At 53.7% G+C, this 13937-nt stretch carries 11 protein-coding genes and 1 pseudogene; 8 read left to right on the forward strand and 4 right to left on the reverse strand.

Annotation, left to right across the window (positions count from 1 at the left end):
• From thrA to thrC, 3 genes and pseudogenes are all read left to right on the forward strand, one after another.
• Positions 1-487 (forward strand): annotated as a pseudogene (gene thrA, locus AACR93_RS15620) (bifunctional aspartate kinase/homoserine dehydrogenase I); the annotation flags it as partial.
• A 2-nt stretch (positions 488-489) separates the two neighbouring features.
• The gene (thrB, locus tag AACR93_RS15625) at positions 490-1470 is read left to right on the forward strand and encodes a homoserine kinase (RefSeq protein ID WP_043851269.1); all 981 of its coding nucleotides are present in this window, start codon (positions 490-492) and stop codon (positions 1468-1470) included.
• Positions 1467-2741, forward strand: coding sequence for a threonine synthase (gene thrC / locus AACR93_RS15630; protein WP_043851270.1), 1275 nt, complete (start codon positions 1467-1469; stop codon positions 2739-2741). Before thrB ends, thrC begins: the two co-directional genes overlap by 4 nt.
• A 143-nt stretch (positions 2742-2884) precedes the next feature.
• On the opposite strand, the gene AACR93_RS15635 is transcribed toward thrC, so the two are convergent.
• Positions 2885-4651 (reverse strand): nuclease domain-containing protein, encoded by a 1767-nt coding sequence (locus AACR93_RS15635; RefSeq protein ID WP_197077968.1) that lies wholly within the window; start codon positions 4649-4651, stop codon positions 2885-2887.
• Positions 4652-4707: 56 nt separating this feature from the next.
• The gene (locus AACR93_RS15640) at positions 4708-7230 is read right to left on the reverse strand and encodes a PhoH family protein (RefSeq protein ID WP_043851272.1); all 2523 of its coding nucleotides are present in this window, start codon (positions 7228-7230) and stop codon (positions 4708-4710) included.
• 611 nt (positions 7231-7841) lie between these two features.
• Between AACR93_RS15640 and AACR93_RS15645 the strand changes: the two genes are divergently transcribed.
• From AACR93_RS15645 to tsgA, 3 genes are all read left to right on the forward strand, one after another.
• Positions 7842-8219 (forward strand): hypothetical protein, encoded by a 378-nt coding sequence (locus AACR93_RS15645; protein WP_043851273.1) that lies wholly within the window; start codon positions 7842-7844, stop codon positions 8217-8219.
• Positions 8220-8501: 282 nt separating this feature from the next.
• Positions 8502-9203: a purine-nucleoside phosphorylase gene (gene deoD / locus AACR93_RS15650; protein WP_005303072.1), complete on the forward strand. Its 702-nt coding sequence runs from the start codon at positions 8502-8504 to the stop codon at positions 9201-9203.
• 54 nt (positions 9204-9257) lie between these two features.
• On the forward strand, positions 9258-10421 hold the full coding sequence (gene tsgA / locus AACR93_RS15655) for an MFS transporter TsgA (protein WP_043851275.1): 1164 nt from the start codon (positions 9258-9260) through the stop codon (positions 10419-10421).
• A 78-nt stretch (positions 10422-10499) separates the two neighbouring features.
• Here tsgA and AACR93_RS15660 read toward each other — a convergent pair whose 3' ends face one another.
• The gene (locus tag AACR93_RS15660; RefSeq protein WP_043851276.1) at positions 10500-11177 is read right to left on the reverse strand and encodes a Crp/Fnr family transcriptional regulator; all 678 of its coding nucleotides are present in this window, start codon (positions 11175-11177) and stop codon (positions 10500-10502) included.
• A 210-nt stretch (positions 11178-11387) separates the two neighbouring features.
• Between AACR93_RS15660 and AACR93_RS15665 the strand changes: the two genes are divergently transcribed.
• Positions 11388-11726, forward strand: a complete 339-nt coding sequence (locus tag AACR93_RS15665; RefSeq protein WP_043851277.1) for a YcgJ family protein — start codon at positions 11388-11390, stop codon at positions 11724-11726.
• Between the two features lie 47 nt (positions 11727-11773).
• Entirely contained in the window at positions 11774-12355 is a 582-nt protein-coding gene (locus tag AACR93_RS15670) for a DUF1349 domain-containing protein (RefSeq protein WP_043851278.1), read from the forward strand.
• A 107-nt stretch (positions 12356-12462) separates the two neighbouring features.
• On the opposite strand, the gene rimO is transcribed toward AACR93_RS15670, so the two are convergent.
• Positions 12463-13791, reverse strand: coding sequence for a 30S ribosomal protein S12 methylthiotransferase RimO (gene rimO / locus AACR93_RS15675; RefSeq protein ID WP_042032463.1), 1329 nt, complete (start codon positions 13789-13791; stop codon positions 12463-12465).
• Positions 13792-13937 lie beyond the last annotated feature (146 nt).

Raw genomic sequence — 13937 nt, forward strand, 5'->3', positions numbered from 1 at the left:
CAACGGCTTTACCGAGCCGGATCCCCGCGACGATCTCAACGGCATGGATGTGGCGCGCAAGCTCTTGATCTTGGCTCGCGAGGCCGGCATGGCGCTGGAGCTCTCCGATGTCGAAGTCGAGCAGGCGCTGCCGCCATCTTTTGTAAAAGAGGGTGATGCCAGCGAAGATGTGGAGTCTTTTATGGCCCGCCTGCCGGAGGCCGATGGCTGGTTCCGCGACCAGTTCGCCGCGGCCCAGCGCGAAGGCAAGGTGCTGCGCTATGTAGGTTCCATCGAGGGTGGCAAGTGCAAGGTCGCCATCAAGGCGGTCGGTGCCGACGAGCCGCTGTTCAAGGTCAAAGACGGGGAGAACGCGCTCGCCTTCTTCTCCACCTACTACCAGCCGATCCCGCTGGTGCTGCGCGGTTATGGCGCCGGTACCGAAGTGACCGCGGCGGGCGTTTTTGCCGATGTGCTGCGCACCCAGAACTGGAAGCAGGAGCTATAAGCATGAGTTCAGACATGTACCAGAGCAGTAGCGTGGTCGCCTATGCACCCGCCTCCAGCGCCAACCTGAGCGTGGGTTTCGATGTACTGGGGGCGGCGCTCGCCCCCGTGGATGGCTCTCTGCTCGGCGATCGGGTGCAGGTAAAAGCGGCTGACGTGCCGTTCGCCCTCTCCGCCGTGGGCCGCTACGCCCACAAGCTGCCGGACGATCCGAAAAAGAATATCCTCTATGACTGCTGGGTCGCCTATGGCGAGGCACTGGAGAAGCGCGGTCTTGGCCTCAAGCCGCTTGAAATGGTGCTGGAGAAGAACCTGCCGGTTGGCTCTGGTCTGGGTTCCAGCGCCTGCAGCGTGGTGGCGGCGCTGGAAGGGCTCAACGCCTTTCATGGCGAGCCGCTCGACGAGCACGCCCTGCTGCTGCTGATGGGTGAGATGGAGGGGCGCATCTCCGGCTCCGTTCACTACGACAACGTCGCCCCCTGCTATCTGGGTGGCATGCAGCTGGTGGTGGAGGAGGCGGGCGTTATCAGCCAGGGCATTCCGGTGTTTGACGAGTGGTACTGGGTGGTCTGCTACCCGGGCACTGTGGTCTCCACCGCCGCCGCCCGCGCCATTCTGCCGGCCCAATATCGCCGTCAGGATTGCCTCACCTACGGCCGCCGCCTGGCTGCCTTTGTCCACGCCAGCTACACCGGGCAGGAGCCGCTGGCGGCGAGCGTATTGAAAGACGTGATTGCCGAGCCCTACCGCGCGGCGCTGATCGAAGGCTTTGCCGAGGTGCGGGCGCAGGCGGCCCAGAACGGGGCGCTGGCCACCGGCATCTCCGGCTCCGGCCCCACCGTGTTTGTGGTGATGAAGGAGCTGGCGCAGGCCGAGCGGATGAAGGATTGGATGGAAGCACATTTCGTGCAGAACGAAGATGGATTTGCCCGGGTCTGCAAACTGGACATGGCCGGGGCACGGGTAACAGGAAGCGAGCTATGAATCTCTACAACATCAAGGACAACAGCGAACAGGTGAGCTTCGCGCAGGCGGTGCGTCAGGGCTTGGGTCGCGAACAGGGGCTCTTCTTCCCCGAACAACTCGAACCGCTCGCCGATGTGGATGCCCTGCTCGATCTGCCGCTGGCCGAACGCTCTGCCCGCATCCTGAGCCACCTGTTGGGGGACGAAGTGCCCGCCGCCAAGGTGAGCGAGCTTGTCAATGCCGCCTTCACCTTCCCGGCGCCGCTGGTGAAACTCAAGGATGGCACTTATGCCCTCGAACTGTTCCACGGCCCGACCCTGGCGTTCAAGGATTTCGGCGGCCGCTTTATGGCTCAGTGCCTCGCGGCGTTCAGAACAAATGACAAGATCACCATCCTCACCGCCACCTCCGGCGACACCGGCGCCGCCGTGGCCCACGCCTTCTACGGGCTGGAGGGGATCGAGGTAGTGATCCTCTATCCCAAGGGCAAGATCAGCCCGCTGCAGGAGAAGCTCTTTTGCACCCTTGGCGGCAATATCCGCACCATCGCCATCGATGGCGACTTCGATGCCTGTCAGGCGCTGGTGAAACAGGCCTTTGACGACGAGGCGCTGAAAAAGGCCATTGGCCTCAACTCCGCCAACTCGATCAATATCAGCCGTCTGCTGGCGCAGGTTTGCTACTACTTCGAAGCGGTCGCCCAGCTGCCCAAGGCCGATCGCGCCAAGGCGGTGATCAGCGTGCCGTCCGGCAACTTTGGCAACCTCACTGCGGGCCTTATCGCCAAGGCGCTGGGGCTGCCGGTGAAGCGCTTTATCGCCGCAACCAACGCCAACGACACCGTGCCGCGTTACCTGAAAACCGGTCAGTGGGAGCCACACCAGACAGTGGCCACCCTGTCGAACGCCATGGATGTCAGCCGCCCCAACAACTGGCCGCGAGTAGAGGAGCTGTGCCGTCGCAAGGGCTGGGCGCTGGAGACCCTGGGTTCTGGCATGCGTGACGATGCTCAGACTCGAGATGCGCTGAAACGGCTGCACCAGCTGGATTACCTGTGCGAACCCCACGGCGCCATTGCCTGGGATCTGTTGGGGGAACAGCTGGCCGAGGATGAAGTCGGCGTGTTCCTCTGCACCGCTCATCCTGCCAAGTTCAAGGAGTCGGTGGACGAGATCCTAAGTCTCGACGTGCCGCTGCCCGGCCCGCTCGCCAAGCATGCCGAGCTGCCGCTGCTTTCCGTTAATTTGTCTGCGGAGTTAGCCCGGTTAAGGGCGTTCTTGGTGGGGTAAGTAGCTGAGCTGAGATAACCGATAGAAATAAAAATCCCCCGGTAACGGGGGATTTTTATTATCATCCGATGAAGGGTATTTCGTATCGGTGGCCCATTACTCCCTAGTTATTAAAAAGTATCAACAGTATAAAGATATTTCATTTAAATATACTCGCGGCCCATAATTTCAACTAATGCTCTAAATTGTTGATCTAGCAATAACATATTGCTTGGTTTTAACAAAACAGCACATGCTTGAGGAAGAACTGGTAGCGTACCTGTCAAACAATGGCGCGGAGCTACGGTTCTAACAATAGTCCCAGAGCGATCATGCGCAAACAGTAATAGAAGCAACTGAATTGGAGAGACCCCCAATCGACCTTTTTCATTAACCTGATGGATATTTAATAAGTATTGCTTTGTTAATTCATCTATATCATATCGTTTAATGGTGGCTGCATCTTTATACTTGGCATCTAAAACTAAAGTAATGGCTTTTCTCCATCGTTTTGAATTGATTTTAATTATGAAGTCGGGGCAGAAATGATGCTCCCCGTATATTTTGTGTGGCCTGGTGTCACTAGTGTCAACCAGGTCTCCAGCTTTACTTAATTCGCTGTAAGGATATATTTTTGGTTCATACAGCATCTCAATGTCATAAACATCGCTACGATATAGAAAATAGTTATTAACCTCTCCATATGGTCTTTCTATTCGAACGCCGCCAAATACTTTTTCTTTTGAATAAGAGCGGTATGATTGTTCTATAGTTTCGACTGTAAAACATTTTTTTATGAGCTCGTTGAGCATTAAGAGACTAGATATTTCATATACTATTGACAGGTTTTTAAGTCCCAGTAAAACATTTTTCCCTTCAAACGTTGGAGCTGGCGCTGAATGACACTGCTCTATAAAGTTAAATGCCGTACGATAATGAATATGCTTTGATACGTACGAGGTCATTTTAGGTTGTATGCCTGGTATTATCTTTGCGGGGATAAATTTAGATAATGTTCGTTGTATCCTATTGACCGATATCAGTAGAGCGTCAAGTTGTATGCTCTTATGCTTAAGTGCTAGTTGAACATATTTCTGCATGGTGTGGTCAAACCGAACGAAGTCATTGTTTGAAAAATCATGCAGTGGAGGATTTGATATTTTGAAACTATCTTTTAACTCAATCAAAAAAGACTTTACATCGTGTAAAAACGTATGGATTACTCGATTTTCAAAAACATCATGATTGTTTGTGATGCCTTCTTTAGGCAATATATCTAAGCTATACCCTCTACCATTATATATTAAGTTTGCATGTTCAGTACTGGCAGGTGAGAGACGGTCCAAATTAGATAGGACCCAGAATACTGAGTCTGGGCCAATCGGTTGCCCCCTTTCTGAAAACTGCATTTCAGGTTGCCAAGAATATTTATGCTCACGAATAAATATGGGGAGAGTATCGGATAAATATGCTAATGCTTTTTCAATTATGTCTAGTCGACTAAACTGGAATGAGTTGTCCTTGGAATACCCTCCAGAAATTTTGCTTCTTGAGAAACATACAGCAACTGCATCCTCAAAATTATCAGTTATATAGCATAAAATCTCATTTGCGAGCCGAGCGTTATCGGCACGAGCTAGAATGTTAACCGTATATGCAGAGTGAATTTTATGTTCCTCGCTAAAGGATAAACATATTTCACTTTCACCAAAGCAGTTATAAAAATATCGAGAGAGATGGTTTCCTAAAGGCGCTATCGAGGAGAACGTCCTCTCATTATCTTTAAGATGCATTACCTCCATTTCCACCGGTATATCTGAAATAAGTACGATGGGTTCTCCAACTTCATTGAACTTTTCATCACTCAATGTCACTAGAAACTGAATGCTATCAGTTTCTTTAAGCTGATATCTCTCTTCAGTCGTGGCCAAGAGATCAAAGCTCTCCTCGTGGCTATCACTGTTGAGAACTAACATTCTCCAAATAATCATATGTTAAAGCCATAGGTAAACATATTTTGGTTGCCAATGTCGATGATTCTTTTAAGCATCTTATGAGTTAATTCCATCTCATCAGGAATAACATAAGACAGCTGCATCAATCTCTTGCCAAAATTTTGGCCGTATCCATTTAATAATGGGATGATATGTTGACATACCGCGTAATCAAGAGCCGCAAATCGACTATCAATATACATTGATGATGTGACACTGTGATACGCTCTGATGGCCTTTATTTTTCTAAATGAAACACTAATTGATGGACCAAATTCAGGTTTTTCTTCCCTTAGAGTATCAATTATTAATCTCAAGGTGCGATCAATATCTTGAGGGAGTTCAAGTGAGCGTGGCGTGAAAATCTCAATGAATTTATTCCCTGAAATCGCAGTTACATCTAAATCATCTAAACTTTTTACCGGACTTAGCGATATGTCATAATCGAGTTCAAAATCATCAAAACTTATAATTGCTGAGCGATCTAACATTCTTGGAGTGAGTGACTGTACCGATTCGTCATTGTTAATCGTTCCTAGGAAACGCAGATATTTAGGGATTTCAAGGAATGGAGATGTTTGATCACCAGTCGTAATTATTCTTTTTGATTCCGGATCGGCCATTTCTAAAAAAGGACTGAAATAATGTTCTGGCTGGCTTAAGTTAAACTCATCTAATAAACATATCGCAGGGGCTGCCTCGGCAGTGGATTTTGTTTCACTATGCAATTGAGTCAAGAACTCATAGAGACCAGTAGCTGATGAGTTAAACGAAGAGGATAATGAGTTATAAAAGCCAAGAACATCCCTTGAACTTGTCCATCCCCTTGCAACAGGAATATTCAGCATTCTATTCTTTAAACCAAGAGTCACGCCAAGCATTTTTGCTAATGATGTCTTACCTGTTCCTGGTCTCCCAGAAAATAGCGTAAACTGTGTTTGTGCAATGGTGGTTAAAATATTTGCTACTGAGTTATAATCTGTTTTTCGCCCTAACGAATTTAATGACTCTAGCACACCATCTATTAGGTCTTCCCTGAGGTCATCATCCTGAGTATTCAATGCCAATGCCTTCACTGGGACATGATAGCTTATCTGTGTGGCTTGAGGTTTCGGTGCAATACCTGATAATGCATCAACATGTGGCTTCAACTCTAATAGTCGTGTAGTAAGCTGTTCATTTGAACTTCTCAATTTTGTCGCAACATCTTCAACCTGAGAGTTCATTTCATTAAGTCGACCTTGAGCTCTCTCTTTGTCGCGGTCTAACTCCTTAATTTCTTGCTCTATAGCCTCCAATGTATTGAATCTAGAGTGTTTTCTTTGCAAACTTTCTACTTGATTTGACAATCCATCTAATATTAATTTCTTCTCGGCAATCGCATTATCAAGTACTTCCTTTTGTTTTTTAGATAATGTATCAATTGATAAGGTAGATTCTGCATTGAGCTCCATTTCCTCACGCTCTCGCAATGACTTTCGGATCTCCCCTTCAATTTTATCTTTTTTGGATGTCAGTTCTTGGATGTCATTTTTAAGTTGCACGTGAGTGGATTCAAGCTTTTTAAGAAAAGCTTGTTTTTCATCTTTAAAGAATACTTCCTTATTTGTTTCGATATATGCTTCTAGTATATTTCGGCCTGATTGGGTTAGTAAGAAATTATCAATTAGTTCCTTTCTTGTCCCTTCCCAATTATTTGCGTTATCTAAAGCTTCAAATAGACGCCTAAATCTATCTGGGTATTTTCTTTGTTCAACGGATGCTGCAAATGACTTTCTAATCTGAGCGATAGTACCTTTGTTGAAAGATCTTATTTCAGAGTTTTGAGCGATTTTTGAACCATAAACAGAAATTATCTGATCGTCAGTTATATAATCGATTGATTCAGAATGCTCGAAACACTTCTTTATGTTTCCTAATAGTGTTGGTAAACCTGGTTTTTCGAATATGTATGAGCTCCACTCATCAGCTTTTATTTCACCGATATGGAACGGTAGTGTGTTGTTTAGGGGGGTTGATATCGCTTTTATTTGAATTTTATAACTATCTAAATTGTTATCTGTATCACACAGGTACTCAAAGGGACCATACAATTTAGAGGCATTTCTAAGTACTATGTTTTTAGTAACTGGTTTTTTATTAGTTATAAACTCTGGTGAGGCAACACTTGGTAATGGATGATCATAAATCTGACAACAAACTAAGCCTTTGATATCTGTACATGAAGTAAATCTAGTTACATATTTACAATCACCTTCTCTGGCTTCGAAACTAGATGGTATGCATGTTACTTCAAAAAGCCTGTCTCCAAATTTTTCCTTGAGCTCAGTGAATTGTCCTGTAACGAAAACTCTTTCTGTTTCACAAAATAACTCTATGCTATTTATTTGGACTATTTCATTAGAAGGAAGTATTTCATAGTATGCTCTAAGCTTACCTACATCACTCTCTGAATTTGAGTATGCTCGCTCAACTGAACAGATTACTTTACGTTCTAATGGTCTTTCTGTGTTCATATAATAATGGTCTCTAGAATTTCTAATATATATTGGTTTAAATAAAATAATTTATGGTGTGGTATGGTTTAAGTCTGAGATGTACCATGGCATGAAAACCTGGGATACCCACCTTTCTGAGCAAGGCGTAACACCACCAAAACCCAAGCTACCGCCCTTGGATTACAGCTTCCAAAATGCTCCATTAACCAGCGAGGGCAGTCGCCCATCGCAGATGAATAGGCACCGGATGGCTATGTTAAGCCAATCGAATCTGGTCGTGCCAGTCAAAAAATGACGTAACTATCAGAAAAATCGCCTTTTTTGCGCCTGCTCAACAAATCGCACTGACCGGGCACTGGATTCCCATGGCCCTTGATTCTATTGGGGTTGGCGGGCGTGGCGGGAAAGTAGGGGGCGGGCTTGCTGTTGGAGAAGGCCTTGCGGGGACAATCCCGCATGGCCAATCGGCGCTATAGTGCGGGCGCTGGTTGCCCTGTGCCCCGTCTCCCAAGCTGGCGAGGCGGGGGATCTGCGGCAACAATCAGCTGTTGCAATCACAGCCATTTGCAACACATCGTCATGCAAATATGACCATGCAAACACATCACCAGATAGAGAGGAGATCACCCATGAAGCGTACCATCCTGTTCGGCCTGCTCTGCGGCAGCGTGCTGCTGGCCAATCCGGTCTTTGCCAACGACGCAGCCCAGTTGCAGTGCGAGGCGCAGGCCGCGGCCAAAAAGCTTAACGGCGCCGCCAAGACCAGCTTTGTCGGCAAGTGCGTGAAAGATGTCGCTGGCGCCGCAACTGGCGAGTGCGAGAAGGCGGCGGCTGACAAGAAGCTGGCCGGTGCGGCCAAGAACAGCTTTATCCAGAAGTGCGTGAAGACGGGCGCGGCGGTGGATCCGGCGGCCAAGTGCGAGAAGGCGGCAGCCGACAAGAAGCTGGCTGGCGCGGCCAAGAACAGCTTTGTCCAGAAGTGCGTGAAGGATAGCGCTGCCAAGTAAGGCATTTTCTCATCCGGTGTGTTTGCGGGGGGCCATCAGGCCCCCCGCGCTTTTTGGGGCGCAGGGGCGTTATCGCTGGGCGGGTGACACGGCGCTTGCCGCAAGGGCAGGGCTGATCCAGAGCCAACAAGCGGCGGCGCAGGGGGCAAGCGGGGGCGGCCTGGGAGAAGTTGCCGGAACTGGGATCTCGATCGGGGCAACAGGACTTTTGTCCTGCAAGGGGCGAGGGGGCGGGGGCTAGGATGCCCTTATCCACACGAGTCAAACTGGAGCACAACAACAATGACCGCTCATATCAATGCCAACCCGGGCGATTTCGCCGAGACCGTCATCATGCCGGGGGACCCGCTGCGGGCCCGTTATATCGCCGAGACCTTTCTGACCGATGCGCGCGAGGTGACCAATGTGCGCAATATGCTGGGCTACACCGGCTACTACAATGGCCAGCGTATCTCGGTGATGGGCCACGGCATGGGGATCCCCTCCATGGTGCTCTATGCCCACGAGCTGGTGAACGACTTCGGGGTCAAGCGGATCATCCGCATCGGCAGTCTGGGGGCGACCCAGCGCCACGTGCAGATGCGTGACGTTATTCTGGCGCAGGCGGCGGGCACCGACTCCCCGACCAACGCCAAGCGCAGCGCCGGTTACCAGATGGCCACCTCGGCCGACTTCGCCCTGCTGCACAAGGCCTTTACCAAGGCGCAGGAGAAGGCGATTCCGGTCAAGGTGGGCAATATCTTCACCGGCGATCTCTATTACGATCCGGACGAAAACCTCATTCCGGCGCTGGAGAAGTTCGGCGTGCTCGGCATCGACATGGAGGTAGCCGGTCTCTACGGGCTGGCCCATCAGCAGGGGATCGAGGCGCTCGCCATCCTGACTGTCTCCGACCACTGCCTGACCGGTGAAGAGACCACTGCCGAGGAGCGGCAGCTCTCCTTCAACCAGATGATCGAGTTGGCGCTGCACACCGCGCTGTAAGCGCCGCGGCCCCGACCAACCCTGCACGCACCCTGACCCCAAGAGAGATCCAATATGAACAATAAGCTCTCCCTCACTGCCATCAGCTTCCTGGCCAACTTCGTGATGGCCGGTTTTGCGACCCAGTTCGGCATGCTGATCGACCCCATCGCCGCCAAGTTCGGCGCCGACGTCAATCAGGTGGCCTCCATCTTCTCCCTGCTCAACGGCGGGGCGCTGGCGGGCACCATTGCCGCCTTCTTCCTCATCGAGAAGGTGGGCCTCAAGCGGATGACACTGATCTGCTACGGCCTGATCGCGCTGGCGGCGGCTTCGCTCCATCTGACCGGCTCGCTCTATGTGGTGATGGCGGCCATGACGGTGATCGGCCTGTGTGGCGGGGTGGGGCTCTGCATTGCGGGGACCCTGGTGGTGAGCGTCTGGCAGGCGCGGATGCAGAGCACCATGCTGGTGGTGCAGGATGCCACCTTCAACGTGGCCGGGGTGGTCTTCCCGCTTATCACTACCTACACCCTGACTCACGCCATGGCGTGGAGCTGGAGCTATCTGGCGGTGGGCGTGGTGGCGCTGGCGACCATGCTGGTGGCGGTGCTGACCAACTTCCGCAGCTGCGAGGCGGGCGGCGAGAGCGCCGGCAACGAGCACTCGGAGTGGAACCTCGGCATCATCAGCGGCGGGCTGGGGCTTTTTCTCGGCATGCTGGCGCTCTACACCTTCCTCACCTGGGCGCCCATGTTCGTGAAGAACAAGTTCGGTATCCCCTTCGAGGAGGCGGGCAACATCATCACCCAATACTGGACGGCGGCCCTGCTCGGCGCGCTGGTCTCCACCGCCATCGTGACCCGCATTGCGATCCGCACCTTCCTCTTGGTGATCATCACCCTGGCGATGGGGATGACGGCGCTCATCGTCACCACCGACAACCTGAGCCAGCTGCCATACCTCACCTACGGCTACGGCTTTGTCTGCGCGGCGCTCTACAACGCCTTTATCGCCTACGGGGTGTCGTTTGTGCGCCAGGCATCGAGCAAGAACGTCTCCTACATCCTCATCAGCGGCAGCGCGGGGGCCATGTTCAGCCCGGCCATCAGCGCCCTGCTGGAGCAGGTGGTCGGTCTGCAGGCGGTGATGTACGCCATCCCGCTTATCTACGGCGTGATCCTCGCCATGCTGGTGGCGTCGCTGCGCATGGCCCGACCCCAGCCCTGTCTCGCCTGAGCGGGAGAGTAAACAGCAAGAGGGGCGGTATCGACCGCCCCTCTTTTTTGTCTTTAACCGGCAACTGATGCCTGCGACTTATGGCTGCTCCAGAAAGGCCTTGAGCTCCGCCAGATCGCGGATCTGCAGCCCCTCCTCGCCGCGCTCCACCAATCCTTTATCCATCAGCTCCTTCACTGCTCGCCGGTAGACCCGGTCGGTCGTGCCGAAGCGTTCCGCCTCCTGATACCCTTTGCGAAAGCCGCTCACCGGATTGTCGTGGCAGTGGCTGTGATAGAGGTCGAGGGCGATGTTGTAGCTGATGGGGTAGAGCATGCGGCAGGTGAAAATATCCACCGTGTCCTGATAGTCGATGGCGATGGCGGTGGCAAAGAAGAGCGCCACCTTGGGGTGGGCGACCAGAGCCTGTTCTAGCTGCTCGCCGTCGATGCGGGCCACTTCCAGCGGCTCCTCGGCGATGATGTCGAGCTGGCAGCGGTAGCCGGTGAAGAACTCCATCTCGCCAAAGAGCTGGTTGTCGCACTCCAGGGTGCCGAGCTGAAAGCGGCGGCCATTCATGGCGGTGTGGCCCATGGCGATGCGGCCGCTTGGCACCAGCACCAGATCCCGCAATAGCTCCCCCTGACGCATCAGGGGCTCCCCCTCGGGGATCAGGCGCCGCTCCGTGATGCAGGAGATGACCACCTGTTCAATGAGATCATGGCTGGCCTGCCAGTGGGGCTGAAAGCGCCCCTTGAGAAGGGGTTTGAGTTGCATGGCGGACTCTTTGACTGACGTGTAGAGGCGGCTATTACACATGTTCGCCTCCCGATAAGCCAGCCCCGCTGCGGTGGCGGCCCGGTTGGCACCAAGCCTCTATGTGGGCTTTGCGCAGCAACCGGCTGATAGGGTGGCTGGCAATTGGCCATCACGGAAGCGGAGTGATAAATTAACGCCCTGATTTTCAAGGTTTATCAAGGTAACACCATGTTCAAACGCTCGGCTGCGCTGGTGGCGCTGCTGCTAATCGGGGGCGTTCACGCGGCTCCGGCCGTTTTCTCTCCCGCCGCCAAGGTGGTGTGCGACAAGAAAGGCGGCTATTGCGCCGACCCGCAGGGGATCTCGATTGGCCTGACACGCGCCCATCTCGGGGAGCAGGCGGCCAGCCGTTTGCAGAAGAACCTGCAGGGGGCCGACCCTGGCAGCTACACCCTGAGCAACGGGGTACATTGCGAGAGCAGTGAGAAGCAGTGCTACAAGGATCGCTACTTCCCGCGCACCAAAGAGAGCCACTTTACCGCCATCCTCTTCAAGCAGGGCAAGTAAGCGGGCCGCTGGAGGCAAAGTTGGCGAGACAACAGGAGTTGAACGAGATGATGGAAGGGACGCTGTGGCGCTGGCTCAATGAACCGGCCCGGTGGCACAAGACCGAGGGCGGTTTGCTGGTGGTGACAGACCAGCAGACCGATTTTTGGCGCAGCACCTGGTATGGCTTCGAGCGCCACAGCGGCCATGTCTATGGCTGCGAGGTGGCGGGTGAGTTTACCTTTCAGGTCTGCGTCGAGGGGGAGTTCACCACCCTCTACGATCAGGCGGGGCTGATGCTGCTGCAAGACGACGCGCACTGGCTCAAGGCCGGCATCGAGTACAACGACGATCAGCCGATGATCGGCAGCGTGTTGACCAATCCGCGCTCTGACTGGGCCACCGGTATTTTCAGCGGCAACCCGCGCCGCTTCTGGCTGCGGCTGACCCGGCTGGCGGACTGTCTGCGCCTGCAATACTCCACCGATGGCAAGGTGTGGCCGCTGCTGCGCCTCGCCCCGTTCCCGCCAAGCGAGCGCTGCTTTATCGGGGTGATGTGCTGCACCCCGGAGCGGCAGGGGCTGGCGGTGCGCTTCTCTGATTTGCGACTCACCCCGCCCCTTGGCAAGGCGCTGCACGACCTCGGCTAGGGGTTTATCGCCAGTAGTTGTTAAACAAAAAGCGCCATCAGGCGCTTTTTGTTTAGTTACGTTGAACGCTATCGGCTCAACGCGCGGTGTGTTTACCCATGGCAGGGTTAGCCAATCAGGCTGGCCCACAGGTCATATTCGTCGGATTCGTCGATCCGCACCTTGACCATGTCGCCCGGCTTGAGGCCGGTTTCGCCGTTGAGGTAGACCAGACCATCGATCTCCGGTGCATCGGCGAAGGAGCGGCCAGTGGCACCCTCTTCGTCCACTTCGTCGATGATAACGGTCATCTCCTGACCCACTTTACGGGCCAGCTTGCGGATGGAGACCTGCTGTTGCAGCTCCATAAAACGCTGGAAGCGCTCTTCCTGTACCTCTTCCGGTACCGGATCCGGCAGCTCGTTGGCCAGCGCCCCTTCGACCGGGCTGTATTTGAAGCAGCCGACCCGATCCAGCTCCGCCTTGTCGATGAAGTCGAGCAGCATCTGGAAATCTTCCTCGGTCTCGCCCGGGAAGCCGACGATAAAGGTGGAGCGCAGGGTGATCTGCGGGCAGATCTCGCGCCACTTCTGGATCCGCTCCAGCGTACGCTCGACCGAACCCGGGCGCTTCATCAGTTTGAGAATGCGCGGGCTGGCGTGCTGCAGCGGGATGTCGAGGTAGGGCAGGATCTTGCCATCGCGCATCAGCGGGATGACGTCATCCACGTGCGGGTAGGGGTAGACGTAGTGCAGACGTACCCAGATATCGAGCTTGGCCAGCTCTTCGCACAGGGCGACCATGCTGGTCTTGACCGGCATGCCGTCGTAGAAACCGGTGCGATGCTTCACATCGACGCCGTAGGCGGAGGTGTCCTGGGAGATCACCAGCAGCTCCTTCACGCCGGCCTCTTTCAGGCGCTTGGCTTCGGCCAGCACGTCGCCGATGGGGCGGCTCACCAGATCCCCGCGCATGGAGGGGATGATGCAGAAGGTGCAGCGGTGGTTGCACCCTTCGGAAATCTTCAGATAGGCGTAGTGGCGCGGGGTCAGCTTGACGCCGTGGGCCGGTACCAGACTGGTGAAGGGGTTGTGCTGCGGCTTCTCCACATATTTGTGGACGTGACCCAGTACCTCTTCATAGGCGTGGGGGCCGGTGATCTCGAGCACCTTGGGGTGGATCTCGCGGATCTGATTCTCTTTGGCGCCAAGGCAGCCGGTGACGATCACCTTGCCGTTCTCGGCCAGCGCTTCGCCGATCGCTTCGAGCGACTCCTGCACCGCACTGTCGATAAAGCCACAGGTGTTGACGACAACCAGCTCGGCATCGTCATAGCTGGGCACCACGTCGTACCCTTCGGTACGCAGCTGGGTCAGGATGCGCTCGGAATCGACCAGGTTTTTCGGGCAACCCAGGGAGACGAATCCTACTTTGGGGGCCTGTTTTGTGTTGGACATCGCTCAATCACTCTTAGGTGGCTTCTCTTTAAGGGCGCGGATTTTACCTAAATGGCTAACCAAAAACTATACAGCGGAGCCGGGAGAACCGAACAATATCTCCGAGTGGGCAGGATTGGGCGGCGCGAATCGCCGCCAAAGGCCTG

This window comes from Aeromonas sp. L_1B5_3, from assembly GCF_963866575.1.
Classification (GTDB): domain Bacteria; phylum Pseudomonadota; class Gammaproteobacteria; order Enterobacterales; family Aeromonadaceae; genus Aeromonas; species Aeromonas jandaei.

Excerpts from the sequence above, each read along its gene's own strand:
- thrB (WP_043851269.1), top strand. The coding sequence starts at position 490 with ATGAGTTCAGACATGTACCAGAGCAGTAGCGTGGTCGCCTATGCACCC.
- thrC (WP_043851270.1), top strand. The coding sequence starts at position 1,467 with ATGAATCTCTACAACATCAAGGACAACAGCGAACAGGTGAGCTTCGCG.
- AACR93_RS15640 (WP_043851272.1), bottom strand. The coding sequence starts at position 7,230 with ATGAACACAGAAAGACCATTAGAACGTAAAGTAATCTGTTCAGTTGAG.
- AACR93_RS15645 (WP_043851273.1), top strand. The coding sequence starts at position 7,842 with ATGAAGCGTACCATCCTGTTCGGCCTGCTCTGCGGCAGCGTGCTGCTG.
- deoD (WP_005303072.1), top strand. The coding sequence starts at position 8,502 with ATGACCGCTCATATCAATGCCAACCCGGGCGATTTCGCCGAGACCGTC.
- tsgA (WP_043851275.1), top strand. The coding sequence starts at position 9,258 with ATGAACAATAAGCTCTCCCTCACTGCCATCAGCTTCCTGGCCAACTTC.
- AACR93_RS15660 (WP_043851276.1), bottom strand. The coding sequence starts at position 11,177 with ATGCAACTCAAACCCCTTCTCAAGGGGCGCTTTCAGCCCCACTGGCAG.
- AACR93_RS15665 (WP_043851277.1), top strand. The coding sequence starts at position 11,388 with ATGTTCAAACGCTCGGCTGCGCTGGTGGCGCTGCTGCTAATCGGGGGC.
- AACR93_RS15670 (WP_043851278.1), top strand. The coding sequence starts at position 11,774 with ATGATGGAAGGGACGCTGTGGCGCTGGCTCAATGAACCGGCCCGGTGG.
- rimO (WP_042032463.1), bottom strand. The coding sequence starts at position 13,791 with ATGTCCAACACAAAACAGGCCCCCAAAGTAGGATTCGTCTCCCTGGGT.